General features: G+C 75.5%; 23 protein-coding genes. 13 read left to right on the top strand and 10 right to left on the bottom strand.

The window, feature by feature from the left end:
• Positions 1-67: 67 nt before the first annotated feature.
• Positions 68-673, top strand: coding sequence for a hypothetical protein (locus ACFV4F_RS00180; protein WP_380437871.1), 606 nt, complete (start codon positions 68-70; stop codon positions 671-673).
• Positions 674-799: 126 nt separating this feature from the next.
• Here the strand turns inward: ACFV4F_RS00180 and ACFV4F_RS00175 are convergent, their stop codons facing one another.
• Positions 800-1,492 carry a lysoplasmalogenase gene (locus ACFV4F_RS00175; protein ID WP_380499826.1) on the bottom strand — a complete coding sequence of 231 codons (693 nt, stop codon included), beginning with the start codon at positions 1,490-1,492 and terminating at the stop codon, positions 800-802.
• Positions 1,493-1,804: 312 nt separating this feature from the next.
• On the opposite strand from ACFV4F_RS00175, the gene ACFV4F_RS00170 reads away from it, so the two are divergent.
• Positions 1,805-3,757 carry a DUF2398 family protein gene (locus ACFV4F_RS00170; protein WP_380499825.1) on the top strand — a complete coding sequence of 651 codons (1,953 nt, stop codon included), beginning with the start codon at positions 1,805-1,807 and terminating at the stop codon, positions 3,755-3,757.
• Positions 3,758-3,853: 96 nt separating this feature from the next.
• Here the strand turns inward: ACFV4F_RS00170 and ACFV4F_RS00165 are convergent, their stop codons facing one another.
• The 4 genes from ACFV4F_RS00165 to ACFV4F_RS00150 form a co-directional block, all read right to left on the bottom strand.
• A complete protein-coding gene (locus tag ACFV4F_RS00165) occupies positions 3,854-4,036 on the bottom strand; it encodes a hypothetical protein (protein ID WP_380437877.1) in 183 nt (60 codons plus the stop codon).
• Positions 4,037-4,157: 121 nt separating this feature from the next.
• A complete protein-coding gene (locus ACFV4F_RS00160; protein WP_380489427.1) occupies positions 4,158-5,816 on the bottom strand; it encodes a BCCT family transporter in 1,659 nt (552 codons plus the stop codon).
• Between the two features lie 207 nt (positions 5,817-6,023).
• Positions 6,024-6,395, bottom strand: a complete 372-nt coding sequence (locus tag ACFV4F_RS00155) for a MerR family transcriptional regulator (protein ID WP_380437881.1) — start codon at positions 6,393-6,395, stop codon at positions 6,024-6,026.
• 76 nt (positions 6,396-6,471) lie between these two features.
• Positions 6,472-7,263: an alpha/beta fold hydrolase gene (locus ACFV4F_RS00150; protein WP_380499824.1), complete on the bottom strand. Its 792-nt coding sequence runs from the start codon at positions 7,261-7,263 to the stop codon at positions 6,472-6,474.
• A 178-nt stretch (positions 7,264-7,441) separates the two neighbouring features.
• Here ACFV4F_RS00150 and ACFV4F_RS00145 point away from each other — a divergent pair, with 178 nt between their 5' ends.
• Complete coding sequence (locus ACFV4F_RS00145) at positions 7,442-8,674, top strand: sulfite oxidase (protein WP_380499823.1); 1,233 nt, start codon at positions 7,442-7,444, stop codon at positions 8,672-8,674.
• A 12-nt stretch (positions 8,675-8,686) separates the two neighbouring features.
• On the opposite strand, the gene ACFV4F_RS00140 is transcribed toward ACFV4F_RS00145, so the two are convergent.
• Both ACFV4F_RS00140 and ACFV4F_RS00135 read right to left on the bottom strand, forming a co-directional pair.
• Positions 8,687-9,394 carry a TetR/AcrR family transcriptional regulator gene (locus tag ACFV4F_RS00140; RefSeq protein ID WP_380437885.1) on the bottom strand — a complete coding sequence of 236 codons (708 nt, stop codon included), beginning with the start codon at positions 9,392-9,394 and terminating at the stop codon, positions 8,687-8,689.
• Between the two features lie 141 nt (positions 9,395-9,535).
• Positions 9,536-10,435: an acyl-CoA thioesterase gene (locus ACFV4F_RS00135; RefSeq protein WP_380437887.1), complete on the bottom strand. Its 900-nt coding sequence runs from the start codon at positions 10,433-10,435 to the stop codon at positions 9,536-9,538.
• Between the two features lie 135 nt (positions 10,436-10,570).
• On the opposite strand from ACFV4F_RS00135, the gene ACFV4F_RS00130 reads away from it, so the two are divergent.
• Positions 10,571-11,962, top strand: a complete 1,392-nt coding sequence (locus ACFV4F_RS00130; RefSeq protein WP_380499822.1) for an SWIM zinc finger family protein — start codon at positions 10,571-10,573, stop codon at positions 11,960-11,962.
• Positions 11,959-14,673: a DUF6493 family protein gene (locus ACFV4F_RS00125; protein ID WP_380499820.1), complete on the top strand. Its 2,715-nt coding sequence runs from the start codon at positions 11,959-11,961 to the stop codon at positions 14,671-14,673. Before ACFV4F_RS00130 ends, ACFV4F_RS00125 begins: the two co-directional genes overlap by 4 nt.
• A gap of 106 nt (positions 14,674-14,779) precedes the next feature.
• Here the strand turns inward: ACFV4F_RS00125 and ACFV4F_RS00120 are convergent, their stop codons facing one another.
• From ACFV4F_RS00120 to ACFV4F_RS00110, 3 genes are all read right to left on the bottom strand, one after another.
• Positions 14,780-15,931 (bottom strand): MBL fold metallo-hydrolase, encoded by a 1,152-nt coding sequence (locus tag ACFV4F_RS00120; RefSeq protein WP_380499996.1) that lies wholly within the window; start codon positions 15,929-15,931, stop codon positions 14,780-14,782.
• A gap of 423 nt (positions 15,932-16,354) precedes the next feature.
• Positions 16,355-16,807, bottom strand: coding sequence for a MaoC family dehydratase (locus ACFV4F_RS00115; RefSeq protein WP_380499817.1), 453 nt, complete (start codon positions 16,805-16,807; stop codon positions 16,355-16,357).
• A gap of 170 nt (positions 16,808-16,977) precedes the next feature.
• Entirely contained in the window at positions 16,978-17,463 is a 486-nt protein-coding gene (locus ACFV4F_RS00110; RefSeq protein ID WP_380499815.1) for a pyridoxamine 5'-phosphate oxidase family protein, read from the bottom strand.
• 153 nt (positions 17,464-17,616) lie between these two features.
• On the opposite strand from ACFV4F_RS00110, the gene ACFV4F_RS00105 reads away from it, so the two are divergent.
• The 8 genes from ACFV4F_RS00105 to ACFV4F_RS00070 all read left to right on the top strand — a co-directional run bounded on the left by ACFV4F_RS00105 (position 17,617) and on the right by ACFV4F_RS00070 (position 26,146).
• The gene (locus ACFV4F_RS00105) at positions 17,617-18,483 is read left to right on the top strand and encodes a hypothetical protein (protein ID WP_380499813.1); all 867 of its coding nucleotides are present in this window, start codon (positions 17,617-17,619) and stop codon (positions 18,481-18,483) included.
• A gap of 200 nt (positions 18,484-18,683) precedes the next feature.
• The gene (locus ACFV4F_RS00100; protein ID WP_380437899.1) at positions 18,684-19,244 is read left to right on the top strand and encodes a hypothetical protein; all 561 of its coding nucleotides are present in this window, start codon (positions 18,684-18,686) and stop codon (positions 19,242-19,244) included.
• Complete coding sequence (locus tag ACFV4F_RS00095) at positions 19,238-20,170, top strand: hypothetical protein (RefSeq protein WP_380437901.1); 933 nt, start codon at positions 19,238-19,240, stop codon at positions 20,168-20,170. The genes ACFV4F_RS00100 and ACFV4F_RS00095 overlap by 7 nt, the downstream gene beginning before the upstream one ends.
• Positions 20,171-20,286: 116 nt before the next feature.
• Positions 20,287-21,207, top strand: a complete 921-nt coding sequence (locus tag ACFV4F_RS00090) for an SAF domain-containing protein (protein ID WP_380499811.1) — start codon at positions 20,287-20,289, stop codon at positions 21,205-21,207.
• Positions 21,207-22,643, top strand: coding sequence for a hypothetical protein (locus ACFV4F_RS00085; RefSeq protein WP_380499809.1), 1,437 nt, complete (start codon positions 21,207-21,209; stop codon positions 22,641-22,643). The genes ACFV4F_RS00090 and ACFV4F_RS00085 overlap by 1 nt, the downstream gene beginning before the upstream one ends.
• Positions 22,633-24,291, top strand: a complete 1,659-nt coding sequence (locus ACFV4F_RS00080; protein WP_380499807.1) for a CpaF family protein — start codon at positions 22,633-22,635, stop codon at positions 24,289-24,291. Before ACFV4F_RS00085 ends, ACFV4F_RS00080 begins: the two co-directional genes overlap by 11 nt.
• Positions 24,288-25,271: a type II secretion system F family protein gene (locus tag ACFV4F_RS00075; RefSeq protein WP_380437909.1), complete on the top strand. Its 984-nt coding sequence runs from the start codon at positions 24,288-24,290 to the stop codon at positions 25,269-25,271. Before ACFV4F_RS00080 ends, ACFV4F_RS00075 begins: the two co-directional genes overlap by 4 nt.
• Entirely contained in the window at positions 25,268-26,146 is an 879-nt protein-coding gene (locus tag ACFV4F_RS00070; RefSeq protein WP_380437911.1) for a hypothetical protein, read from the top strand. The genes ACFV4F_RS00075 and ACFV4F_RS00070 overlap by 4 nt, the downstream gene beginning before the upstream one ends.
• Positions 26,147-26,259 lie beyond the last annotated feature (113 nt).

The following is a 26,259-nucleotide window of genomic DNA, read 5'->3' as shown; positions in this document are numbered from 1 at the left end:
GTGCGGTTGTTCGACCACGTGGACATGGGAGTCCCCGGCCGCGCCCGAGAATCCCGGAGGTTCCGGCATGCGCCCCACGCGTACGGCCGCCGCCGCCCTGATCGGCGCGACGGTACTGACCGGTCTGACGGCCCCCCTCGCGATCGCCAGGGACGGTGCGGCCTCGGTCAGCCCGTCCCAGGCCGCACCGGGCCAGACCGTGACGGTCACGGTCTCCTGCGAGAAGTCGGACAAACCCGACGCGAAGACCATCACCGCCCACTCGGCGGCCTTCGAGGGCGGCCCGGCCACCCTCACCCTGGGCCCGGACGGCAAGCACAGCGGCTCCGCGCGCCTGGCCGGCCAGCACGGCGGGGACAGCAAGGTCGACGGCACCTGCCCCGACGGCGGTGCCTTCTCCACGTCCGTCACGGTCACCACCGTCACGGGCCCGGACCAGGGCACCGACAAAGGCCCCGACAAAGGCCTGGGCGACTGGGGCAAGGCGGCCGGGGAGTGGGCCGGTTCGCTCGGTCAGTCCGGTGCCGGGAGCCAGCAGGTCGCCCCGCACGGCTCCGTCCACACCGGCCTCGGCGGCTCGGTCGCGGGCGACCCGGCCGAGCTGGCGGGCGGCCTGGTGCTCGTCGCCGGCGGGGTCGGCGGCTTCTGGCTGCTGCGGAGGCGCGGTGCCTGATGGCCCTTCCGCGTGCCTCCCGCTCGCATCCGCCGCGCCGCCGGACCGTTCTCGGACCGGCGGCGCGGTGGTGTCCCGATGGTGTTGCCGCGGTGCCCCGGGACGCCAGGGCGCCTCGGGGCGGGCTCAGGCCTGCCGCTGCTCGGCCTTCAGGGCGCCGTCGGCCAGCAGGTACTGGGCGAGGATGTACGTCGCCATGATCCAGAACTGATGCCCCGGCAGCTCGCGCCACTTCGCCAGCTGGGTGGCGATCAGGGTGTCGGACAGCAGGAACAGTGCCCCGCCCAGGCCGGTGCGCCAGCCCAGCCCCGCCGAGGTCACGGCGGTCGAGGCGAGCAGCAGGCTGTAGCCCGCCACCGGCACCCGGAGGTCCCCGAGGTCCGGCCAGAGCTGCCCGATCATGCCGGCCCACGCCCCCGCGTACGCGGCCGCCACCAGGAGGGCGCGCTTGCGGTCGGTGAGCGCCCCCTGGCGCACGAACATCGTCACGTAGCAGACGTGCGCCGCCGCGAAGGAGCCCATTCCGGCCAGGAACGCGGTGTCGTCCTTGAGCTGGAGCAGCACGTCCCCGCCCGCGCTCAGCAGCAGCGCCGGTGCCAGCAGCTTCGGCGCCTCCCGCTCCGCCGCCGTCGCCGCCGAGACGCTGTGCGCGGCCAGCAGGGGCATCAGGGCGGGCTTGGTGGCGTTGCGGAGCACGGAGGTGCCGGAGAGGATCGCGCCCAGGTGTGCCGCCGAGGTGGCCGCGAAGCCGCCCAGCAGGCCGGTGGTCGAGCGCAGGCGCCCGCCGAGGACGGCTCGGGTGGTCGTACTGATGCTCATGCGGCTGCTGACCTCCGGGAATGAGGGTGGGGGAAACGGGCCTCGCGCTCGAACCCTAGGCGACCGCCCGGTGCGGCGGTAGACCGGGTTACCGGTGCGTAACCCCATTCGGGGGCGGGGGATGACACCTCGGCGAGCGGTACTCGGGGAGCGCGATGGGGCTGTGGCGGGGGCGCGACGGGGCCGGGGTGACGGTGCCCGCAGGCCGTCGGCGACGTAGCGGAGGGCGGGCGGCCACTTGGCCGGGATGTCCGCCCGGGGCCCGGTTGCTGCCGACGGGTGACCCGGCCACCGTCTAGTCTGGTCCCCGACATGGAGCAGCAGGAGTACGCGGCCTCCGCCACCCGGGTGGCGGACGGCAGGCCGGACGGGCGCACGGGCGGAACGGGGCGGGGGACCACCGACGCCGTCCTCGCCGTACCCGCCCCCGCCGCTGCGTCCGCGACCTCCTGTGCATCCGTCACGCCGTCCGTCGTGCCGTCCGTCACGGCGTCCGTCCCCGTTCCCGGCAGTAGGTCTGACGATGTGAAGGGGCAGTCCCCGGCGGGGCGGGAGCTGTCGCCGGATCCGGGGCTGCTGCGGCTCGCGCACTGGTTCGCCGCGGCCGGCCCCGGCATCGCCGACGACCTGTGCACCGCGTCCTTCGGCCTCTATCCGGCCCGTCACTTCGGTGTTCCGGCCGACGTGCCGGCCGACGCCGACATCAGCTGGTGGCACGGCCCCACCGCGCACGCCGCCGCCGTGCGCCGCGTCCGCGAGGCCCGCCCGGTGCGCGGCCTGCGCCGCGCCCGCCGGGACGCCGCCGCGCCGCCCGTCGTGCGCTCAGGCGCCAAGGCGGGCAAGCCCGGAAGGCACCGCAAGCCCGAGCGGACCCGGCCGCTGCCCGGCGCGCAGGATCGTTCCGCCCAGGAGCGGGAAACCGAGGGGTGCGCGGTCCAGGCGTGCGGAACGCAGGCGTGCGAAAAGCAGCCGCGTGACGTCCAGCCCCTTGAAGCCCGGGACCGCGATGTCCAGGAGCGTGCTGCCCAGGAGTGTGCCGCCCAGGGGTGTGCTGCCCATGAGCCTGCTGCCCATGAGCGTGAGGCCCGGGATCGCGGCCCCCAGGACCCGCCGCACCCCGACGCTGCCGCCGAACGCCGCATCGCCGCGCGGCTGCTGCTCGCCCACCCCCTCGTCACCGCCTCCGGCCCGCACGCCGACGGCTTCCCGCTGATCCGCCGTCACCGCGACTGGCTCACCGAACGCTTCGACACCCTGCTCGGCTACCGCCTCGTCGTCGGCCCCTGGCACGCCCGCCTCTACAAGGCCGGCCTCGGCCCCGCCGCCGCCCGCCGCCTCCACGACCCCGGCACCGGCACCCCGTTCACCCCCGCCGGCTACGCCCAGCTCGCCCTCGCGCTCGCCCTGCTCGTCGACGCCCCCGAGCAACTCCCGTACCGGCGGCTGCTCGACGCCATGCGCGCCGCCGCGCCCGACCTGCCCGCCGCGCCCGCCGACCGCGCCATGGCCCTCGCCGCGCTCGCCGACTGGCAGGTGCTCGACGGACTCCCGGACGACCCGGCCGCCGCCGACCGCTCCTGCGTGCTCACCGTCGACCGTGAACTCGCCCGCGCCGTCCCCGCCGGGCCGCCCGCCCTCGCCGACGGCGCCGCCGACCTCATCCGCCGCGCCGCCGACGCCGAACCCGCCACCGCCGTGCGCCGCCTGCTCGCCGAGACCCCCGCTGTCCTCGCCGCCGACCTCCCCGGCGAGCAGCGTGAATGGCTGCGCGACCACCGACTCAGCGGGCCCGCCGCACTCGGCGAATTCCTCGGCCTGGAAGCCGAGTTGAGGGCCGAAGGGGTGGCCCTGCTGGACCCGGCCGACGAACTGACCGACCTCGCCCTGCCCGGTGCCGGCACCCTGCCGCAGGCGGCCCTGCTGCTCGTCGAGCGCCTCGTCGAGGAGGTCCGCCCGCTGCCCGGCGACCCGACCGACGGCGACGTGCCGATCCCCGACGCGCTGATAGACGGCGTCCTCGGCGACATCGCCGACGAGTACGGCCTCCCGGCCGGCTGGCGCCGCGACTACCTCGCCGACCGCACCGCGCTGCGCCGCGACGCCCTCGACCTCCTGCACCGCCTGGGCCTGATCACCCCCGCCCCGCGTGCGACCCGTCCCCCGGCGTGGCTCCTGCGCCCCCCGGCCGCCCGCTACGCCCCCGCGCTGGACCTCTGCCCCTCCCCGGGCACGGGCCGCCACTCCCGCCGCGACGAGCGCGAGTAGGCGCTCCCGAGGCCCTCCCGGGCTGTCCGGCCCGGACATGCGAAAGCACCGCGCCCCTGGGGACGGCGGTGCTGGTGGGTCCGGTGGGGCGGTCGGTTACTTGCCGGCGGTGGCGGTCGTCGTCACGGTGTCGTGCTGGACGGTCTCCACGGTCGCGCCGACGCCGAAGGTGCCGAGGACGATGGAGGCGAGGACGGCGGCGCAGGCGAGCAGGCGGCGGTGGCGCTGGGGGAGCGGGAAGCGCGGTTCCTGGTAGGTCGCCGGAGGGAAGGCGTTCATGTCACGGAGGGTGGCAGGACGGAATGAACGGTCGGTACGCACGGGTTAAGTCCGGACGGGGGTTGGACGTCGGTTGGGGCGGATACGCCCCAACCTGGCTCGGGCGGGGCGTCGTGGCTGGTCAGACGGGTGGTGTGCGGTCGCGGCGGCCCGCGTCGGCGAGGGCCTCGCCGACCGCGACGCGGACCGCGTCCCGCAGTCCGTGCGCCGGGTGGAACCGGGACGGCCCGGCGGCCGGGTCCTCCCGCAGCTCCTTCACGAGGGACACGCAGAGCAGCAGCATCACGACGACGAACGGCAGTGCGACGAGGATCGTCGCGTTCTGCAGGGCGGTGAGCCCGCCCGCGAGCAGCAGCGCGGCGGCGACCCCGCCCATGAGCACGCCCCACACCACGACGAGCCACGTGCGCGGGTGCAGCGAGCCCCGGCTGGACAGCGAGCCGAGGACGAGCGAGGCGGAGTCGGCGCTGGTGATGAAGAAGGTCATCACGAGCACCACCGCGACGACGCTGGTCACCGACCCGAGCGGCAGCGAGCGCAGCATCTCGAACAGCGAGGCCTCGGCGCCCTGCGGGATCGTGGCGACGAGGTCGGCGGTGCGGGTGGTGACCAGCCGGATCGCGGTGCCGCCCATCACGCAGAACCAGACGACGGTGGCCCCGCTGGGCACCAGCAGCACGCCGAGCAGGAACTGGCGGATGGTCCGGCCGCGCGAGATGCGGGCGATGAAGGTGCCGACGAACGGCGCCCAGGAGAGCCACCAGGCCCAGTAGAAGATCGTCCAGGAGCCGAGCCAGCTCTCGTCGGTGAAGGCGCCGGTCTGGGTGGACATCGCGAGCAGGTCGGACAGGTACCCGCCGACGGTGGACGGGACGGCGTCCAGGACGAACACCGAGGGCCCGAACACGAACACGAAGAGCATGATCAGCGAGGCGAGCACGACGTTCGCGGTGGAGAGCCACTTGACGCCCTTGTGGACGCCGGAGAACGCGGACAGCACGAAGGCGGCGGTCAGCGAGCCGATGATGACCATCTGGGCGTTCTGGGTGTTGCGGACGGACGAGATGTAGCCGAGCCCGTCGGCCACCTGGAGGGCGCCGAGGCCGAGGCTGGTCGCCGAGCCGAAGACGGTGGCGAACACGGCGAGCAGGTCGATCGCCCGCCCCGGCCAGCCGTCCGCGCCGCGCTGCCCGATCAGCGGGACGAAGGCCGAGGAGATCCGGTTGCCCCGGCCCTTGCGGAAGGTGGTGTAGGCGAGCGCGAGGCCGCCGACGGCGTAGATCGCCCACGGGTGCAGGGTCCAGTGGAACAGCGAGAACTCCATGGCCTGCTGGGCCGCGGCGGCGCTCTGCGGTTCGAGGCCGGAGCCGGGCTGCGGGGCGGCGAACAACTGCAGCGGCTCGCCGACGCCGTAGAACATGAGGCCGATGCCCATGCCGGCGCTGAACATCATCGCGACCCACGCGAGGGTGGAGAACTCGGGCTCGTCGTCGTCGCGGCCGAGCCGGATGCGGCCGAAGCGGCTGAAGGCCAGCAGGACGGTGAGGGCGAGGAACACGTCGGCGGCGACGACGAACAGCCAGCCGAAGTTGTGCAGGACCCAGCCCAGCGCCGTCTTCGAGGTCCGGCCGAGGGAGTCCTCGGCGAAGATGCCCCAGGCGACCACCGCCAGGACCAGGACGGCGCCGACCCCGAACACCACCCGGTCGACGGGGAGGGTCGCGGCGGGTTCGTCCGGACCCTTGGGGCGGGGCTCGGACTGCGGCGGCTGGGTGCTCATCGGGCGTACCTCTCGTACCTCGCGGGGCGGACCGGGGCGGCGGCGATATGACGGGGATTCGGCTGCATATCGCACTATGTCCAGTTCGCACCGCGAGGGCGGGGAGGGCGCGCCGGGGAGGCGGCGGGAGGGGACTTACGTCCCGTCACGGCCGCTCGCCGGTGACGGTCAGGCTCCGTACTCGTGCGTCGGCGGGGCGCGCGGTGGTCAGGCCGCGTACTCGTGTGCTGGAGCGTGCGCGGTGGTCAGGTAGCGGGCGAGGGCCTGGCGGCTTCGGGTCAGCTCGTCGATGCGCGAGTCGATGTCGGCGAGTTCGCCGCGCAGCGTGGCGAGCAGGTCCGGGCAGGCCTCCAGGGCCGGGATCGGGCCGGTGGCGCAAGGGAGGATCTCGGCGATGACGCGGGTGGACAGGCCGGCCGCGAGCAGGCTGCGGATCTGCCGGACCCGGACGGTGTCGGCCTCGGCGTACTCGCGGTAGCCGGCGGCCGAGCGGGCCGGTTCGAGCAGACCCTGCTCCTCGTAGTAGCGGAGCAGGCGGGTGGACACCCCGGTCAGGCGGGAGACTTCTCCGATGCGCATGACCGGGCGAACGTCCCGTCGGCGGGCGGTGTTCCCCGCCGTTGCCCGCTGCTCTCCGAGGGCTCGGTGGCAGGCCTCAGACGGCTGTGGCGTCCAGTTCCTTGAGGAAGTCGAGCACCACGGAACGCAGTTCGGGCAGCCGCTCGACCACGGGGAGGTGGCCGGAGGCGATTTCGGCGAGGCGGGCGCCGGGGATGCCGTCGGCCAGGACTCGGTGCTGGCCGGGCGGCACGAGTTGGTCCTCGGTGGTGCTGACGACGAGGGTCGGCACGGCTATCGCGGCGAGCTCGGCGCGCACGTCGGCCCGGCCCGCCAGCCGGAACTGCTGCCGGAAGCCCGCCGGGACGGGCGAGTCGAGCGACTCCCGCAGGAACGCGAGGTCGTCGGGGGAGAGCGCGTCGATCCACGTCCCGCCGAGTACGACGGTGAGCATCAGGCGGGTCAGGTCGGCCGGGCGGTCGGCGAGGTCGATGGCGAGGTCGGCCAGCAGTCGCAGCCGCGCCGAGCCGCCGGCCACGCCCGCGAGGAGCAGCAGCGAGCGGACCCGCCCTGGGTGGCGGGTGGCGGCCCGGACGGCGACGGCGGCGCCGAGCGAGTAGCCGGCCAGGTCGAAGGTGTCGAGGCCCTCCTCGTCGGCGGTCGCCACGAGCCGGTCGGCGAGGTCGTCGAGGGTGGGCTCGCCGGGCTCGTAGGGGGAGTCGCCGGAGCCGGGGTAGTCGGGGGCGACGACGGTGCGGTGGGCGGCGAGGCCGGCCAGCAGCGGGCCCCAGTTGTCCCGGGCGCTGCCGCCGGCGCCGTGGGCGAGCAGCAGGCCGGGGCCGGTGCCGCGGACGATCCGGGCGAGCGGGGGGAAGGGGGTGGACGCCATCGTGGGTGCTCCTGTCCGTGGGTGCGGGGCGCGGCTCGTCCGTACGGTAGGTGTTCACACCGGTGAGAAGGTCAAGCCCCCCGGCCGTCTTACGGGGGGCCGGTGCGCGGCCGTACCATCCGGAGCGTGACGGAACGGTGGCGCACAGTGCCTTCCGTCCGAGGGAAGGAGTCCGCCCATGGCCGATGACGTCCATGCGCCCGCCCACGCACCAGCCGAGGTGTCCGTTCGGGAATCCGTTCGTGAGTCCGCCCCTGAGTCCGTCCACGTGCCCGGGATCGTCAAGCCGCTGCCCGCGGCGTGGTTCGTGGCGCACGACACCAACGCCGAGATGCGCTGGGACGCGCTGCGCGGCGCGGACGGCCGCGCGGCGATCGGCCGGCACGTCCCGGTGGAACGGTTCTTCGTCCGCAACCACACCCGCACCCCGCTGATCGACCCCGGCACGTGGCGGCTGCGGCTGTTCGGCACCGGTCTGCGCGGCTCCCCCTCCGCCGACCGGCCGGTCGAGTTCTCCCTCGACGACCTCCGGGCCCTGCCCCGCACCCGGATCAGCGCCCTGATCGAGTGCGCCGGGAACGGCCGCAGCTACTACGCGAGCCGCCAGCACCAGCGCGTCCCGGGCACGCCCTGGGCGCTCGGCGGCGTCGGCTCCGCGAGCTGGTACGGCGTCCGGCTCGCGGACGTGCTGCGCGAGGCCGGGCTGGGCCCCGGCGCGGTCGACCTGCTGCCGGCCGGCCTCGACCCGCACTACGTCCGCGACGGCGTCGACCACGGCCCGGTGCGCCGCCCGCTGCCGCTCGCCAAGGCGCTGGACGACGTGCTGCTCGCCTACGGGATGAACGGCGAACCGCTGACGCCCGACCACGGCGCGCCGGCCCGACTGGTGGTGCCGGGCTGGGTGGGCATCGCCTCGATCAAGTGGCTCGGCTCGATCGAGGTCGCCGACCGGCCGCTGTCCTCGCCCTGGAACACCGACTTCTACCGGATGTTCGGCCCCGGCCACCCGCCCGGCGGCGGCGCCCCGTTGAGCCGGCAGGTGCCGAAGTGCGCCTTCGAGCTCGCCGAGGGCGCCGTGCTGGCGGCCGGGTGCACCCACCGGCTGCACGGCCGCTCGTGGTCCGGCGGGGCCGCGGTGCTCCGGGTGGAGGTGAGCGACGACGGCGGCCGGACGTGGCGGCGGGCCGAGCTGCACGACGAGCCGCGCGCCCGCGACTGGACGCGCTGGAGCATCGGCTGGCGCCCCACGGGGCCCGGCCGCCACGAGCTGCTCGCCCGGGCGACGGACCGCCGGGGCGGCACGCAGCCGCGGTCGGCGGAGTTCAACCGGGAGGGCTACCTGTTCGGTGCGGCGGTGGCCCACCCGGTGACGGTGGTCGCGGGACCGGCACCCGCCGGGGGCCGGGTCTAGGCGGGGCCCGGTCTAGGCGGTGGTCGGGACCGGCGCGGTCTGGACCGCGGTGGCCGGTACAGCAGTGGTCTGGACCACGGTCTGGACCTCGTAGGGCGCCGGGTAGGGCGTCTCGTACGGGGTCAGGACCAGCCGCACCACGTCCTCCAGGCGCCGCCTGGCGTCCCCGAGCGTCGTGCGGCCGGTCACCCACGCGGTCAGCTCGCCTTGCCAGGCGTGGCCCACGATGTGCCGCACGAGGTCGCTCGCGGCGCCCGGCACTTCGCCCATCAGCGCCTGGAGCGCGGCGCTGTCGGCCCGGGCCATGCCCTGCAGCGCCTCGCTGGCGAAGGGGTCGGTGGACGCGGCGACGGCCACCCGCAGCCGCGCCAGCTCGGGCTGCCGCTGGTAGGCGCGCATCCCGCCGCGGACGAACCGCACCGCCCGGTCCGTGGCCCCCAGCCCGGCGCGTGGCCCGCGCAGCTCGGCCACCAGGTCGGCCAGCAGCAGGCGGTGCCACTCGGCGATCGCCGCCGCCAGGAGGTGGTCCTTGGAGGAGAAGTAGCGGTACGCCGTCCCCAGGGCGACTCCGGACCGCTCGCAGACCTGCTTCATCTGCAGCCGCTCGACGCCGATCTCGTTCACCAGGGCGAGCGCCGCCGCGATCAGGCTTTCGCGGCGTTCGAGCTGACGCGGAGACATCGCCTCCACCGGCCGTGGTGACAGGTCAACCTTGGTCACCCGCACCATGATACGGGCCGGGGCCGCTCAGGAGTATGACGCCGACCGGCCCCCTTCCGTTCGCCGGGCGGTCACCGCCGTGCCGGGGAGGCCCGGGACGGCGCTGAGCAGGGCGGCGCCGGCCGCCGGGCCCGGCCCGGATCAGCGCCGTTCCCGGATCAGCGCCTCCTGCACGGCCGAGGCGACGAGCCGCCCGTCCCGGTCGTAGAACTCGCCGAGCGACAGCCCCCGGCCGTCCGAGGAGGACGGGCTGCGCTGGGCGAACAGCAGCCACTCGTCGGCCCGGAACGGGCGGTGGAACCACATCGCGTGGTCCAGCGAGGCCATCAGCAGCCGGGGCGGCTCGATGCGCCGGAAGAAGTTCGGCTGCACGTGCAGTCCGGCGGTGGACGCGAGGGTGAGGTCGGACAGGTAGGTGAGCGCGCACGTGTGCAGGAGCGGGTCGCCGTCCGGCAGCGGGGAGCCGGTGCGCAGCCAGACGAACTGCTGCGGCATCCCCGGGACGGCCTCCGGCAGGCCGGGCGCGTCGTCCGGGACGAAGCGCAGTTCGAGCTCGCGGAAGCCCTCGGTGCGGGCGAGGGCCTCGCGGGCGGCCGGCTCCCAGAGCGAGAACGCGTCCGGCAGCCCGTCGGGGCCGGGCACCGGGGGCATCGGGCGGTGGCGCTCGGCGGCCGGCTCGGGGCGCTTGAAGGACGCGGAGAGCGTGAAGATCGCGTTCCCGTTCTGCACCGCCGTGACGCGGCGGGTGGTGTAGGACATGCCGTCGCGGATCCGGTCGACCTCGTAGTCGATCGGCTCGGTCGGGTCGCCGGGCAGCAGGAAGTAGCTGTGCAGCGAGTGCACGGCGCGTTCGCCGTCGCAGGTGCGCCCGGCGGCGGTCAGCGCCTGCGCGGCGACCTGTCCGCCGAACGCGCGCATCGGCGCCCCGGCGTGGCAGCGGCCCCGGAACGTGTTCTCGTCCAGCCGCTCGATCTCCAGCAGCGAGGCGAAGGAGCCGGCCGGGGCGTCGGCTCGTCTCGCCTGTTCGGTCAGGTCGGTCACGGGCCCATAGTGGCAGATGCCAACCGGTGGCGGTGTGACGTGGGTAACCATCGAGGGGGCGAAAGAGATGTAGAACCTGTTTCAGTCGCGCTCGCGGGTGAGGAATTGTCAGTGCCCTCACCTAGCGTGCTCGGCATGACGCAATCCGCACACGCGTACGCCTATCTGCGCCCCTCCGCCGTGCTCGATCCGGACGCCGCGGGTGCCGGCCGGCGACTCGACCTGGCCACCTCGGGCGGGGCCACGCCGCTCGGCGCGGCGGCCAACCCGCGGTTCTTCACGGGCTTCCTCGCCGACCCGGCGCCGGCCGCCGCCGCGCTGCTCGCCGTCGCGGACGTCGCCGCCGCCCGCTACTACCAGCCGCAGCTGCGCGCCTCGCTCGACCCGGTGGTCACCGCCAACGGGGACCGGCTGCGCTTCGAGTCCTTCTCCGGCTGCTGCGGCGTCTACGCCCGGCTCGACGTGCTGGAGGCCGGACTCGACGGCGACGACATCGGCCACGGCACCACCAACGTGGACGTCAACAACCCGCTGCGCGAGGCCCTGACCCGGATCGGCCCGGCCGAGCCGCTGCACCTCGCGGTCGGGCCGGACGCGCTGGAGGTCACCACCTTCGACGGGCCGGTGGTGGAGAAGAAGGTGCCGCTGCCCGAGCGCTGGCTGCGCGGCTTCGCCGAGACGCAGGTCACCGCCGCCGGCTTCGACCTGCGGGCCGAGCTGCCCGCCGCCGAGGCGGTCCGCTTCCTGCGCTCGCTGCCGCGCGGCGGGGGCGGCGGGCGCGGCGGCGTCGGGTGGGTCGTGCCGGCCGGGCGCACCCTGCGGCCGACCACCCGTCCGGTGCCCGGCGCGGTCTGCCTGCCCGGTCCCGAGCGGCTGGTCGCGCTCCAGCGGGTGCTGCGGCACGCGCTCGCGCTTCGGGTGTACGGGCCGGTGGCCGGTGCGGCCCTGGCCGGCCCGGCGGCCTCCGCGTGGGAGGTCGTGCTGCCGGGCATGCGGCTGACGCTGACGCTCTCCCCGGACGCCTCGCGCGGGTTCTCCGGCGAGGGCGGCGTGCTCGGGGCCCTGGCCACCGACACCGTCGAGCGCGACGCCGAGCTCGTCTCCGTCCTGCTCGCGTGGGAGCCGCGGATCGAGGTCGCCGACCTGGCCGAGCAGTCCGGGCTCACCGCGGAGCGGGTGCGGGCCGCGCTCACCAGGCTGGGCACCGCCGGGCAGATCGGCTACGACACCGCCGAGGCCGCCTACTTCCACCGGCAGCTCCCGTACGACGCCGGGCGGGCCGAGGCGGCGAACCCGCGGCTGCGGGCCGCGCGGGCGCTCGTCGCGGCGGGCGCGGTGCGGCTGGAGGAGGGCGGTGTGACGGCCGTCGTCACGGTGGACGACCATGTCCAGCGGGTGCGGACGGACGAAGCGGGCCGGGTGAGCTGCACCTGCCTGTGGTGGGCCAAGTACCGCGGCGGGCGCGGGCCGTGCAAGCACGCGCTCGCGGTGGGGATCGTACGGGACGGCAAGGAGGCCGGGGCGTGAACGCGGTGGCATCGGCGGACGCGGCCGTGGCGATGGCGGACGGGGTCGGCGAGCTGCTCGCGGCCGTCCGGAGCGGTGCGGTGCGGGCGGTGCCCGGCCTGCTCGCCGCGCTGGACCCGGCGCAGCGGCGGGCCTGCGTGCCCGGGCTGAAGGAGCAGCGCCGGGAGATCCGCGGCGAGTGGTCGAACCTCGCGAACGCGCGGGCCGCCGCCCTGCTGGTCGCCGGGGCCGGCTGCCACGCGGGCCCGGCCGGGGCGGCCACCTGGATCGGCGGGCGGGACTTCGGCGGGCGCAGCGGCACGTTGCCCCGGGAGCTGGCCGTGGTCGTCGCGGCGCAGCCGGTGGAGTGGCAGGTCGAGGTGGCCGCGCGGCTGGCCGAGCGGGCGGTGCCGGGCTGGGGCTGGTCGCTCCACCCGGTGGTCGAGGCCGTGGTGCGGCGCACCGGGTGCGCGGTGCCGCAGAGCGAGCCGTTCGTGCGGGAGTGGCTGAACGGGCAGATCGGCCGCACCGGCGCGCGCCCGACGCTCGCGCAGCAGCTGCGCGCCGACGCCTTCACCCCGGTGCTGATACCGAGGGTCTTCGAACTCGACGACGTCGGGCAGTTGTTGTCCTGGTCGCTCAGCAACCGGCCAGGGGACGTGTTCACGGAGGCCGTCGCGGAGCTCGCCTCCTCCGGGGTGCTGGAGCGCGGTGAGGTGCTCGACCGCTGCCTGGCCCGGCTGCTGCGCGGCGGGCGGCCCGCCGACCAGCGGCTCTTCGCCGACGTGCTGCGCGCCCTCGCGCCGACGCCCGAGGAGTTCGCGGCCCGCGCACGGGACTTGGTGGCGATGCTGGACGGCCTGGCGGTCATCGCCGGGTACGCGCAGGAGGCGCTGGCCGGGCTGGACGAGGCCGGGCTGGTCGAGCCCGAACTGCTGGGCGAGGCCTCGGCGGTGGTGCTGTTCCGGGCCGAGAAGAAGCTGGTGCGCGCGCAGTTGGGGTGGCTGGACAAGGCGGCCCGGCGCTCGCCGGAGCGGGCGGGCGCGGTGGTGCTCGCCGCGGCCGGGGCGTTCGGGCACCCGGACGCGGGCGTCCAGGAGCGGGCGTTGAACGTGGTGGCCCGTCACCTCAAGGCGGCCGGGAGCGCGGTGCTGCCCGAACTCCTCTTCGCCGCCGAGGGGTTGAACCCCGTCCACCATCCGCGCGCGGGCGAGCTGTTCGGCGCACCGGTCGGCGGGGACGACCCGGACACCGGGTGGAACGAGCTGCTGCCGCCCGTTCCCGAGCCGCTGCCGCTCGGGGCGCCGATCGCCTCGGCGGCGGAGGTCGCGGAGGAGCTGTCCGCGTTGCTCGCGTCCTCGGCGCCGGAGGTCGCGGTGTTCGAGCGCGTCCTGGACGGGCTCGTGCGGCACGCCTGCGAGGACCGGGCCGCGCTCGTCGAGGCGCTGGGGCCGGTCCTTCGGGTGCACGAGTGGAACGACGTCGGGCGTTGGCAGGACTGCGGCCCCGGGGGCGTCCTCTACGTCGCGACGGCGGCGGCCGGCCGGACGCCGCCGCACCGGCTCCGGGACTTCCTCGGCGGCAAGGGCCGCTCCCCGCTGCGCGGCGACTACACGACGCTGCACGGCCGGGTGCTCGCTGCCCGACTGGAGGAGGCGGCGTGGCAGGTGACGGCGAACCGCCCGCCGTACCTGCTGGCCACGCCCACCGACGCGACCGGAGCGCTGGACGCCGCGGTGCTGGTCGAGCGGCTGGCCGGGTACGCGGCGGCGGGCGTCACACCGGGCCAGGCGGACCTGTGCTCGGCGCTGCTGCGGGTCGGGCCGGCCGACGCCGGCGTGCTCCGCGCGGCGGAGGCGGTGCCCACGCCCGCCGGGCGGTGGGTGGCTCAGTGGCTGCGCGGCGGCGGCCTGCCCGCCCAGCCGTCGGAGCGGGTGGTCTTCGCGCCCGGCCGGGGCGCGCGGAGTTCGCACCTCTACGGCGAGCGCTGGTGGGAGGACCTGCACCGGGTCGCCGTCGCCCAGCCGGGCCTCGGCGCCGGGCCCGAGGGACCGGCGGGTGAGCGGCTCGCGGGCGACTTCCGGGCGCTGCTGGACGGCACCGAGCCGAGCGTGGCGCGGGTCCGGGCGCAGCGGCACTGGCTGTGGATGCCGACGGCGCACTGGGCGGCGATGCTGCCGTGGCACCGCGAGGAGCTGGCGGCCCGCTGGCTCGACTGGTTCGCCGCGGCGGCCGACTTCGACGAGCGCGGGGCGGGGCCGCTGCTGCCCGTGCTCGCCGAGGCCGGCGGGCGGGCGGGGCTCGCGCTGCACCTGGCCCTCGGGTACGGGCTCGGTGCCCGGCACGCCGAGGACCGGACGGCGGCCGTCGACGCGCTGCTCGTGCTGGCCGCCCGCGGCGACCTCGACGGCGCGCTCCTCGGGCGGGAGCTGGGCGCACTGGTCGAGTGCGGTGTGGTGAAGCCCACCCGGCTCGCCTCGGCGCTGGGCCTCGCGGCAGGGACGGGGGCGTACGCCACGGTGTGGTCGGTGCTCGGCGCCGCGCTGCCGGTTCTGCTGGCGGGGGACCAGAGCGTGCGCGGCCTCGGGGACCTCGTCGCGCTGGCCGCCGACTGCGCCCGCCGGACGGGGGCGCGCGGTGCGATCGCCGAGGTGACGGGCACGGCGGCGAAGGGCGGCTCTGGCCGGGTGGTGAAGGAGGCCCGGGCCCTGCGGGACGTCCTGGGGGAGTAGGGCGTAGGGGGCAGGGCGTGGGGGGCGGGCGGACGTCGGGGGGAGCGGCGACGGGTGACAGCTGACAGAAGACAGCTGACAGAAGACAGATAACAGATAACAGATTTCAGCGAACAGATTTTGAAATCTGTTCGCTGAAACCCGTCTCCCGCACCACCACCGGGTCGACGCTCCCGCGCGCCGCCGCCGCGACCGCCCGCCACCACAGCCGCAGGGCCGGCGGATTCACCGGCTCGAACGGCTTGCCCGGTCGGGGCACCGCGAGGTGGGCGCCGAGCGCGTGGGCGGCCGTGACCACCCGCTCGGCCGGCTCCTCCCACGGGTGCAGCGCGAGGTTGAAGGTGCACCAGTGGATCGGCAGCAGCAGTTCGCCGCCCAGGTCCAGGTGCGCCCGCACGCCCTCCTCGGGCGTCATGTGGACCTCGGGCCAGAAGTCGCTGTACGCGCCGACCTGCATCATCGTCGCGTCGAACGGCCCGAGCCGGCGCCCGATCTCGGCGAAGCCGGGGAAGTAGCCGGTGTCCCCGCTGTGGAAGATCCGGTGCCCGCCGCCGGCCACCACCCAGGACGCCCACAGGAACAGCGCGCTCGTGCGCGGTCCCCGGCTGCAGTAGTGCCGGGCGGGCGTGGCCGTCAGCGTCAGCCCGGCGACCTCGGCCGACTCCCACCAGTCCAGCTCGACGATCCGCGCAGTCGGCACCCCCCAGTGCTCCAGGTGCGCACCGACCCCGAGCGGCACCGCGAACACCGCGCCCGTCCCGTTGAGCGCGCGGACGGTCGCCATGTCGAGGTGGTCGTAGTGGTCGTGCGAGACCACGACCACGTCCACCGGCCCGAGTTCGGCGAGCGGCAGCGGCACCGGGTGCAGCCGCTTGGGGCCCGTCCAGGCGAACGGCGAGCAGCGCTCGCCCCACACCGGGTCGAGCAGCACCCGGCGTCCGCCGATCTCGGCGAGGACGGTCGCGTGCCCGAGCCAGGTGAGCCGCAGCCCGGACTCCGGCGGCTCGGCGAGGTCGGAGGGCAGGAGCCGGTGCACCGGTACGGCGGCGGCGGGCGCCCGGCGGGTCTTGTCGCCGGACAGCTGGGCGAGGGTGATCTCCAGCGGGCTGCGCTCGTACACCAGCCGGCGGGTGGGCAGCGGGTTGCGGAAGGAGCCGTCGGCGAACTGCGGGGAGCGGTGGATGCGGGCCAGTCGTTCGCCGCGCGGGTCGGCCCCGAAGGCCTCGGCCCGCACGCGGTGCCAGGCCGCGCGGGGCAGTTGGGCGAGGCCGGGTCCCGGGCTGGATCCCGGGCTGGATCCCGGGCCGCGGGCCGGGCGTGCGGGCGGAGGAGCGAGCTGGGAGGTCAGACCGGCGAGGCGGGAGAACCACGGGGCAGGGCGGGGCACGGCTCCTCCAGGGACGGTCACGGCTACCGGGCATGCCGGGGGGCGCACCACGGGGCGGGCCGGGTGCGGCCCCCACGCGGTGCGACAACCATCTCGTCGGAGATTACGCCCCGTGAGCCGTCCGGACCCGGTGGAGACGTCCGTGCGGGCCAATCGGAGTACGGACCAGTCGGAGCACGGGCCGATAGGAGTGCGGGCCGATCGGAGCACGGGCCGATAGGAGTGCGAGCCGATCGGCGTACAGGCCAATTGGAGTGCGGGCCCGCCGCTGCGGGCGGGCCCCCGGGCGGCGGGTCAGGCGTAGAAGCGGGTGATCGTCTCCGCGACGCAGTGCGGCTTGGCGCTCTCCGCGCTGGTGATGGTGAAGCGCACGACCGCCTGGACCCCGCCCGGCACCTCGGTGGCCGAGACGAGCTCGGCGGTGGCCCGGATCGCGGTGCCCACCGGCACGGGCGCCGGGAAGCGCACCTTCTCCGACCCGTAGTTGAGCGCCATCCGCACCCCCTCGACGCTGTAGCACTCCTTGGCGAGCACCGGGATCATCGACTGCGTCAGGTACCCGTGCGCGATCGTCGAGCCGAACCGGCTCTCCTTGGCCCGCTGCGGGTCCACATGGATCCACTGGTGGTCGCCGGTCGCCTCGGCGAACAGGTCGATCTGCCGCTGCTCGATCGTGTGCCACTGGCTGGTGCCCAGCTCGGTGCCGACGGCGTTGGTGAGGTCGGCGAGGGAGGCGAAGCTCGTCACGGTCGCTCCTGGAGGGGGACGGGCCGCAGCCCGGTGATCAGGACGTCGGCAGGGTATGCCTACTCCCGGGTACCTGTCAGGAGCGGGCCCCGCACCTCATCGAGGGTGGACGCGGAACTCCCAGGTCAGCGCCTCAGGACCGCAGCGCCCCTAGGGACCCGCAGCACCCCTCAGGACCCGCAGCACCCATCGGGGCCCGCAGCACTCGTCGAGACCCGCGGCACCCCTCGGGACCACAGGACCCCGTGTCCGGCCGGGAGCAGCCGGCGCCCGCTCACCAGCTCCGGCACCAGCGCGAAGTACGTCGGCTCCGGGTCCCCCACCCACGGCCGCAGCCCGGAGCGCAGCGCCCGCCGCACCTGCTCGGGGTCGCCGACCGCGTTGGCCCGCCCGTGCACGAGCACGCTCCATCCGGTGCGGGTGACCGGGTCCAGGAGGTCCGCCTGGAACGCCACGACGGTGCCGTCGAGCCCGCGCGCGGTCGCACTCCCCCGGCGCACGGCGAGCAGCAACCGCCCGTCCACGACCTCGAAGGAGACCGGCAGGACGGCGGGCAGCGCGTGCTCGGTGTACACCACGCGCCCGACGGGCACGGTGCTGAGCAGCCGTAGGCACTCGGTCTCGCTCAGGGTCTCCACACGGTCGTCGGGCTCCATGCGTCCGATCGTCCTCCGGCCGCCGCGCGGGCCGATAGGGCCCATGGTCCCGGAGCGAAGGGGCCGGGAGCCCCGTCGGCGGCGGCCGGGGGCGGTAGCCTGCCCGGCGGGCGGCCCCGGGTGCGCCGGGGCCGGCGAGGAGGGGGTGTGCTGATGGCCGGTGGGGTCGATCTGGTGGTGATCGGGGCGGACGGCGGCCCCGACAAGGCTTTCGGCGGGTCGGCGCACGCGCCGGACGGCGCCCGCCTGCTCGCCGGGGAACTGCCCGGGATGTGCTTCGACACCGGCGCGGGGGGCTGCCGGGTCACCGCCGTCGCGCCGGACGCGGACGCCAACGCGATGCTCACCGCCGTCCGTTCGGCGGCCCAGCACCCCGGTCGCTGGCTGGTGGTCTGCCTGCTCGGCCAGCTGGTCGCCGACCCGCGCGGGCGCCGGCTCGCCCTGGTCACGGCCGGCAGCACCGCCGGCAACGCCTACCGCCGCGGCCTCGCCTGGGACTGGGTGGTCAGCGCCATGGTGCACGGCGACCAGGAGGAGACGCTGCTGCTCGTCGACGCCGTCGCCGACCGGGACACCTGGGCGGCGCTCGAACGCGGTGCCGACACTCGTTCCGGCCAGGAGGGCGCGGGCGAACTGCTGAGCTACTCGCGCGTCCCGCTCTGGGGCCGGATCGGTCGTTACGTCCCCGGTAGACGCGGCCGGGACGCCGTGCTGCCGGGCGGTGAGGGATCGTTCAGCCACGCCCTCGCCACCGTGCTGCGCCAGGGCCTGCCGGGGGCGCCGGCCGCCGTCGGGCCGCTGGACCTCCAGCCCGCCGTCGCCGCGGTCGTGGACCGCGCGGAACCGGCCGGAAGTTCGGGTGCGCCGGGCGCGCGCCTGCTCGTTCCGCCGCAGGGCGGGCGCCTCTTGATGCGCAATCGGGCGGCGGTGCGGGGCGCATTGGCCGGATTGTCGCTTTCCGAAGAACTGTTGGCCGTCCTGTGGCGCGAAAGTGCCCCGACGGATCCGCCTTCCGCGTAAGGTCAGGGGGCCCGAGGTGTTGCCGTGATGGGGTGGGTTGGCGAAGAATCGATGCCCCGCGGAAACATCGGTGGGACGGCGGAATTCTTCCGGCGGCCACGGACTTCGGTCGGGTTCGGTCGCGATGAGGTGGGGCGATGCGGCAGCGCGGAAATGTGTTGCGCCCTGGGGCGGTTGGGGTCGGTGGGGTGGTTCTGGCGATGCTGCTGGGCGCGTGCGCGAGCGGTGGGCCGGGCGGTTCCGTCGATCGTCTCGGGACGGGTGCGCCGAGCGTCGCGCAAGTGAACCCGCTAACTCCTTCGGGTGGTTCCGTAAACGCCACGATCGCGCCGACCACCGGTCCGGAAGGTGCCGCGGGCCGACTGGCCGTGAACACCTATCAGGACTGGTGGCGGGCCCAGACCGAGGCATTCGGGCGCACGGATTCGGACGGAATCGCTCTGGAGACGTACTCCTCCGGACAGGCGCTCGCCGATACGCTCGTCGGACTGCGTCAACTCCACGACGCCAAACTGGTGATGACCGGGGCGCCGCGCAATTCCGCCGTCGTGACGGCGGTCGACCTGAACGCCGATCCGCACACCGCGGTGATCGAGGACTGCCTCGACGTGTCGCAGTGGAACCGGGTCGACGCCACCACGAAGGCCGCGCGGGAACCGGTGGGGCGGGTCGACCGGTACGTGGCGAAGGCGTCCCTGCGCTGGTTCCAAGCACGCTGGCTGATCTACGACTTCAAGCGGGAGGCGGACCGGACATGCTGAACACCAGGAATACCGCTCGGCGATTCGCACCCCTCGCGCCGGTGTCGGCGGCCCTGCTGCTGATGTCGGCGGCTGTTCCGGCGATCGCGGACGAAACACCGGGCGGCAGCGCGCAGCAATGCGCCCCGAACGTGATCTGCGGTGAGGTCCACGGTGGGGGAGGCACGTCCACGGGCGGCGGAAACGGAGGCGGTGGCGGGGGCGGCAACAGCGGCGGCCCGCTGCTGTGCAGTTACCACGGGCAGGAATGGCCGTGCCACGACCCCGAGATGGGCTGGTTCAGCAACAGCGACGGCTGCTACTACACCACCGTCGACAAGCCGGCCGACGACCCCGCGTGGGAGGGGCACAAGCCGTCCGAGGGTTCGTTGTACCTGCCGTCGTGCCCGCAGGCCGGGGGAGGCTTCTCCCCGGGCAAGATCCAGTTCAGCGCCACCGCACCCTCCGCACCGCCGCCGGACCCGCGGGCGATCGCGATGAAGATCGTGGGCCGGATGCCCTTCCCGGCCCCCGCGCCCGCCGCCGCGCCACTCGGCACGGCGGTGGTGAAGTCACCGGTCTGGCTCTGGCTGAACGGCCGCCAGGCGCCGGAGCCCATCTCCCTGCCGCTCCAGGGCATCACCGTCACCGTCACGCCCAGGCTGAAGAACGTGGTCTGGACCTTCAACGACAAGTACTCGCTGACCTGCGACAAGCCCGGGACGCCGTACGACCCCGGCTACGGCGCCGCCAAGTCGCCCGACTGCGGCTTCGAGTTCCCGACCGGCTCGGCCCGTGAGCCCGGCGGCGCGTTCACCGTGTCCGCCACGGCGAACTGGGTGGGCGAGGTCACCGTCACGGGCCTGAACACCAAGGTCGACCCGATCCCCATGCCGCAGAGCGCCACCTTCCAGCTCAAGGTCGCCGAGGTGCAGGTCCTCAACTGACCTGCTCCGCCGACGACCGACGACCGACGACCGACGACCGACGATCGGCGACCGACGATCGGCGACCGATGACCGACGACCGACGAGCACGACGACACGCGAAAGGCCTCAACCCGGTGGAGAACCGTACGTACGCGACGCCGGGACCCGGCACACCCGCAGGCGCCGCGGTGTCCGTGGCCGTGCCCGAACAGGCACAGGGCCAAGGCGGCGGCAAGGGGACGGGGAAGGGCAAGGGCCGCGCCGCGCCGCACGCCCCCGCCCGCACTCTGCGGGCCCGGCGCCGCCGTCCGGCCGTGCTCGCCATGTCGATCGCGCTGATCGCCGCCGGCGGGCTCGGCGGCGCCGTCCTCTACAGCAGCACCGGGCAGCGGGTCGCCGTGCTGGCGCTCGCCCGGGACGTCCCGTACGGGCAGGTGATCACCGACGACGACCTCGTGGTGGCGCGGATCGCCTCCGACCCGGCGCTGCGCCCGGTGTCCGCGCAGGACCGGTCGGGCGCGGTCGGCCTGCGGGCCGCCACCGACCTCAAGCGCGGTGCGATGCTCACCAAGGGCGACCTCGCCCAGTCGCTGGCCGTGCAGCCCGGGCAGATCATCGTCGGCGTGGCGGCCCACCGCAGCCAGCTGCCCGCCTCCCGGCTCCAGCCGGGCATGCAGGTCGTGATCGTCTACACCCCCGACAACGGCCGGGCGGACTCGCTGACCGCGACGGTCATCACGGTCGGGCGCCCGGACACCGACGGCAGCGTCGTGACCGACGTGGCGATCGGCACGGCGGACGGGCCCCGGCTGGCCCAGTGGGTCGCGAGCGGACGGATCCAGGTGCTGCTCGCGCCGCGCGCCGCCGCCGGGGACGCGCCGCCGGCCACCGGGGCGTCCACCCCGGCCCCCTCGACTCCCTCGGCTCCTGCCTCCCCGGCCGCGGGGACACCGGCGCCGGGGACTCCCGCGCCCGGGACCTCCGCCGCCGGGGCGCCGCCCGCGGGCAGCCCGTCGGCCGGGGCGAGCCGCAGCACAGGGGCGGGTGGGGCCTGATGGCGGTGATCGCGGTGGCCGGCGGCCCCGGCGCACCCGGTGCGACCACGTCCGCGCTGGCCCTCCTGCTCGCCTGGCCGCTGGAGCCCGGCCGCCGGGTCGTTCTCGTCGAGGCCGACCCGGACGGCGGCGCCGTGCTCGCGGGCGCCCTGGAGGGGCGCGTCGAAGCGGTGTACGGACTGCGCAACCTGGCCATCGCCGACCGGCGCGGCCTGCTCGCCCAGACGCTCTGGGAACAGCTCGTCGACCTCTCCCCGGACGGCACCGCCGAGCGCCTCCTGCTGCCCGGCCTCACCGACCCGAGCCAGGCGCCCGGCCTCGCCTACACCTGGGAGCCGCTCGCCGACCTGCTGCACGGGCTCGAACAGCAGGGCTACGACGTCATCGTGGACCTCGGCCGCTCCGGCACCACCGGCGCGAGCGCCGTCCTCGCCCGCCGGGCGGACGTCGTCGCGGCCACCGTGCGGACGACCCTGCGCGGGCTGAGCGCGGCCCGGCCCCGGCTGGCCGCGCTCGCCGAGGACCTGGCGACGGCCGGCACCGGGGCGGACGCGCTCGGGCTGCTGCTCGTCGCGGAGGGGCCGTACTCGGGGGCGGAGGTGTCGCGCGAGTTCGGCCTGCCGGTGCTCGGGCTGCTGCCGCACGCGGTGCGCACCGCGCGGGTGCTCTCCGACGGCGGGGACATCACCGACCGGCGGTTCATCCGTTCGGAGCTGATGCGCACGGCGCGGTCGGCGGCGGACGAGGTGCAGCTCGCGGTGCGCCGTCGGCGCCAGCGGCTGGCGCCCGGACAGGCGGTGGCGCACGTGCCGGTCGCGGCGGTGGCGCCGGTGGCGTCGGTCACGGCGGTGGCGTCGATGGCGGGGCCCGTCGCCGCGCCCGCGCGGAGCGCGCAGCCGGGGGCGCCGGTCGGCGTGCCCGCCGGGGCTGCCATGGCGGCGCCGTCGTCGGTGGAGGCGGAGCAACTTCCGTACGCTCAGGCGAGGTTGCAGTCTCCGATGCAGTCGTCCGGCCAGGTGCGGCCGCAGGTACAGCCGCAGGCCCAGGTGCAGTTCCAGGCGCAGCCGCAGCCGGTCGCGCCGGTGATCGTCACCGGCCCGGTGGCGCCGCTCGCCGGGCTCGCGCCGCAGCCGGCCGCACCCGCACCGTTCCCCGGGCAGGGGTCGCAGGCGTACGGCCCGCAGGTGCAGGCCCCGTCGCCGTACGCCCCGCAGGCGCACGGGCAGCAGGCGTACGAGCAACGGACCTACGAGCAACGGACCTACGAGCAGCAGGCCTACGGACAACAGCCGCAGCAGCCGTACGTCCAGCAGCAGTCCCACCCGCAGCAGCAGGTCCCAGAACAGCACGTCCAGGAGCCGGACCCGCACCAGGAGCAGCAGCCCCCGGTGAACGGTCGGCCCCACGGCCCCGGGGAGGTGCTCCGTGCGCGGTAGCCCCCTGCACCAGCGCCCGTCCGCCGATCCGGCCGCGCTCCCGTGGTCGGGCCCGCTGCCCGCGACCGGGCCGGTCCATCCGCAGCCGGTGCCCCAGTCGGCGCCTCAGCCCGTGCCCCAGCCGGTGCCCGACCAACAGCCGCATCAGCACGCCCAGCAGCCGCCGTACGCCCAGCAGTCCGCGTACGCGGCGGCGCCGGCCGGGCCCACCGCCGTCCCGTCCCAGCTGCCCTCGCTCGACCTGCGCGGCGCCGGGACCCGGCCGGCCGTCGACCCGCAGGTCGCGCGCGAGCTCAAGCGCCAGGTCGCGGCCGAACTGCACCAGCAGATCGCCCGGTTGACCTCCGGCACCGGCGCCGAGCCGGACCGCGCCACCCGCCGCCAGCGCGGCCGGGCGCTCATCGAGGAGGCCGTCGCGCGCTGGTCGGACGCCTACGCGCAGACCCACGGCATCCCGCCCACCCGGGAGCAGGACCGCGCGCTCGCCGAGGCCGTGTTCGACCTGCTGTTCCGCGCCGGGCGGCTCCAGCCCTACCTGGACGACCCGGAGATCGAGAACATCCTGATCAACGGCTGCGACGACGTCTGGGTCTCGCGCGTGCACCAGCCGCTGCGCCAGGTGCCGCCGGTGGCCGACAGCGACGCCGAACTCGTCGAGCTGCTCCAGGACCTGGCCCGCCAGCACGGCGGCGGAGAGCGCAGCCTCTCCACCGCCAGCCCGACCCTCGCCCTGCGCCTGGAGGGCGGCATGCGCCTCCAGGCGCTCACCGAGGTCACGCCCCGCCCGTACGTCGCGATCCGGCGCCACCGGGTGGCCTCCGCGACGCTCCCCGAGATGGTCCGGCTCGGCACCCTGGACAGCACCTTGGCCGCCTTCCTGGCCGCCGCCATCCGGGCCCGGAAGAACGTGATGATCACCGGCACCCAGGGCGTCGGCAAGACCAGCCTGCTGCGCGCCATGGCCGCCGAGATCCCGCCGGACGAGCGGATCGGCACCCTGGAGTCGGAGTTCGAGCTCTGGCTGCACACCCTCGGCCACCTGCGCCAGGTCGTCCCGATGGAGGCCCGCGAGGGCAACGGGGAACGCGTCGAGGGCCGCCTGGCAGGTGAGTTGACGATCGGCGACCTCATCCCGGCCGCGCTGCGGATGACGCTCTCGCGGATCATCGTCGGCGAGGTCCGCTCCGGCGAGGTCGTGCCGATGCTGCGCGTCATGACCAACGGCGAGGGCGGCTCGATGTGCACGCTGCACGCCCGCGGTCCGCACATGGTCGTCGACCGCATCGCCGAGCTCTGCCTGGAGTACGGCTCGCACATGACCGACGGCCTCGCCTACCGCCTCACCGCCAACGCGCTGGACCTGATCGTCCACGTCGCCATGGTCGACGAGACGGCCGTCGGCGGGCGCCGGCACCGCTTCGTCTCGCACGTCCTGGAGGTCACCGGCCTCGGCGAGAGCGGCCGGCCCGCGCTGAACACCGTCTTCGGCCCGCGCCCCGAGCACGGCGAGCCGCGCGCCGTCCCGCACACCCCGCCGCAGTGCCTGGACGACCTGCGCCGGGCGGGCTTCGACGCCTCGCTCCTCGGCTCCCGCTACGGGAGTTGGGCCTCCCAGCTCCAGCTGCGGATCGGCGGTGGCGCCCGATGATGCTGCTCTTCGTGCTGTGCGGGCTGCTGGTCACCGGTGGCGTCGTCGCCCTGGTGGCGTGGGCCCGCGGCAGCGAACCGGCGCCGGAAGCGGACGGCGGCGACGAGCAGGAGAACCCGCTCGCCACCCGGGCCCACACGCTCTGGTACGGCGCCCCCGGCACCGCCCCCGCCCGGATGGTGCGCCTGCGCCGGATCCAGCTGCCGCTCGCGCTGATCGGCGCCGCGCTCGGCTGGCTGTTCACCGGAATCCCGCTGACCGCCCTGCTGGTGCCGCTCGCCGTGTTCGGCCTGCCCTGGCTGTTCGACACCACCCGCTCCGACACCCACCGGATCGAACGCCTCGAAGCGCTCTCCGAGTGGACCCAGCGCATCGCGGACGTGCTGCTGCTCGGCGTCGGCCTCAACCAGGCGATCGTCACCAGCCGCCGCACCGCCCCCGCCGCCCTGGAGGAGGAGATCGGCGAGCTCGCCGCCCGCCTCCAGGCCCGCTGGCGGCCGGAGGAGGCGCTGCGCGCCTTCGCCGACAGCCTCGCCGACGCCACCGCCGACAAGGTGCTCGCCGCGCTCCTCCTGCGGGCCGGCGACAGCGGCCCCGGCCTCGCCCGCGCGCTCGCCGACATGGCCGACTCGGTGCGCGAGGAGGTGCGCCAGCGCCGCGCCATCGAGGCCGACCGCTCCAAGCACCGGACCACGATCCGCTGGCTGGTCGGCATCATCACGCTGGTGATAGTGGTCGGCGCCTTCAACTCCGACTACACCCGCCCGTACACCACCCTCGTCGGGCAGGTCGTGCTCGCCGTCGTCGCCGCGCTGTTCGTCGCCATCATCGCGTGGATGCGCGCGCTCGCCTCCCACCCGCCGGTGCCCCGGCTGCTGGTGGCCGACCGGCGCAGCCGCACCGGCCGCCGCCGTGCCGCGCCCGGCCAGGACGCCCAAGGCGCCGACGAGGCAGCGGAGTTGCTCGGGGAGGCCCGATGATCTCGCCGTGGTCCGTCCTGGCCGGTGCCGCCGCGGCCGGCGGCGTCGCGCTGCTGATCGCCGAACTGCGCCCGGCGCCGCCGGACCTGCGCCAGGCCCTGGACCGGCTGCACCGCGTCCCCGCCGACCGCCCCGAGGACCCGGACGAGCGCCCGCGCTGGTACGACCGGATCGGCGAGCGCTCCGTCGCCGTGCGCGGGGTGCGCGTCCCGCACCGCGAACTCGCCCTGATCGGCCGCACCCCGGCCCGTTTCATGGTGCACAAGCTGCTGTTCGCCGTGATCGGCCTGATGCTGCCCGCCTACCTGGCGGCGGTGTTCGCCGTCGTGGACGTCCAACTGCCCTTCGCCCTGCCGATGGTGGCCGGGCCGCTGCTGGCCGCGCTGCTCTGGTTCGTCCCCGACGCCATCGTCGCCGGCGAGGCCAAGGAGGCGCGCGTCGAGTACCTGCACGGCATCGCCGCCTACCTCGAACTCGTCGCGCTCGAACGGGCCGCCGACTGCGGGCCGGCCGAGGCGCTGCGCCGGGCCGCCTCGGTCGGGCGCGGCACGGTGTTCCTGCGCATCCGCGACGCCCTCGACCGCGCCGCCACCGACCGCATGCCGCCGTGGGCCGGGCTGGACGCGCTGGCCGCCGAACTCGGCCTCACCCCGCTCCAGGACGTCGCCGACATCATGCGCCTGTCCGGCACCGACGGCGCCGCCGTGTACGACACCCTGCGGGCCCGCGCCAAGGGCCTGCGGGGCGAACTGCTCGCCGAGGACCTGGCCCGCGCCAACGCCGACAGCGAGCGGATGGTCGCCCCCGGGTCCGCGCTGACCCTGCTGATGACCGTCCTGATCGTCTTTCCCGCCCTCCACCAGATGCTCGCCTGACGTCCGCCCCGCGCCCCCCCGGCGGCCCGGGCCGCCCCCCAGACCAACGACCCACACAAACTCCGACAAGACCAGATCCCCCCGCGCGTCGCGCCGCACTCTCTTAGGGGCGG

It is taken from the genome of Kitasatospora sp. NPDC059722 (genome assembly GCF_042733235.1).
Taxonomy (GTDB): Bacteria; Actinomycetota; Actinomycetes; order Streptomycetales; family Streptomycetaceae; genus Kitasatospora.
The sequence above is the reverse complement of the archived record's forward strand: the minus strand, read 5'-3'. Positions and strand labels throughout refer to the sequence as shown.

Bases quoted from the DNA above. Each gene is read 5' to 3' on its own strand.
- ACFV4F_RS00180 (WP_380437871.1), top strand. From the start codon at position 68: ATGCGCCCCACGCGTACGGCCGCCGCCGCCCTGATCGGCGCGACGGTA.
- ACFV4F_RS00175 (WP_380499826.1), bottom strand. From the start codon at position 1,492: ATGAGCATCAGTACGACCACCCGAGCCGTCCTCGGCGGGCGCCTGCGC.
- ACFV4F_RS00170 (WP_380499825.1), top strand. From the start codon at position 1,805: ATGGAGCAGCAGGAGTACGCGGCCTCCGCCACCCGGGTGGCGGACGGC.
- ACFV4F_RS00165 (WP_380437877.1), bottom strand. From the start codon at position 4,036: ATGAACGCCTTCCCTCCGGCGACCTACCAGGAACCGCGCTTCCCGCTC.
- ACFV4F_RS00160 (WP_380489427.1), bottom strand. From the start codon at position 5,816: ATGAGCACCCAGCCGCCGCAGTCCGAGCCCCGCCCCAAGGGTCCGGAC.
- ACFV4F_RS00155 (WP_380437881.1), bottom strand. From the start codon at position 6,395: ATGCGCATCGGAGAAGTCTCCCGCCTGACCGGGGTGTCCACCCGCCTG.
- ACFV4F_RS00150 (WP_380499824.1), bottom strand. From the start codon at position 7,263: ATGGCGTCCACCCCCTTCCCCCCGCTCGCCCGGATCGTCCGCGGCACC.
- ACFV4F_RS00145 (WP_380499823.1), top strand. From the start codon at position 7,442: ATGGCCGATGACGTCCATGCGCCCGCCCACGCACCAGCCGAGGTGTCC.
- ACFV4F_RS00130 (WP_380499822.1), top strand. From the start codon at position 10,571: ATGACGCAATCCGCACACGCGTACGCCTATCTGCGCCCCTCCGCCGTG.
- ACFV4F_RS00110 (WP_380499815.1), bottom strand. From the start codon at position 17,463: ATGGAGCCCGACGACCGTGTGGAGACCCTGAGCGAGACCGAGTGCCTA.
- ACFV4F_RS00105 (WP_380499813.1), top strand. From the start codon at position 17,617: ATGGCCGGTGGGGTCGATCTGGTGGTGATCGGGGCGGACGGCGGCCCC.
- ACFV4F_RS00100 (WP_380437899.1), top strand. From the start codon at position 18,684: ATGCTGCTGGGCGCGTGCGCGAGCGGTGGGCCGGGCGGTTCCGTCGAT.
- ACFV4F_RS00095 (WP_380437901.1), top strand. From the start codon at position 19,238: ATGCTGAACACCAGGAATACCGCTCGGCGATTCGCACCCCTCGCGCCG.
- ACFV4F_RS00085 (WP_380499809.1), top strand. From the start codon at position 21,207: ATGGCGGTGATCGCGGTGGCCGGCGGCCCCGGCGCACCCGGTGCGACC.
- ACFV4F_RS00075 (WP_380437909.1), top strand. From the start codon at position 24,288: ATGATGCTGCTCTTCGTGCTGTGCGGGCTGCTGGTCACCGGTGGCGTC.
- ACFV4F_RS00070 (WP_380437911.1), top strand. From the start codon at position 25,268: ATGATCTCGCCGTGGTCCGTCCTGGCCGGTGCCGCCGCGGCCGGCGGC.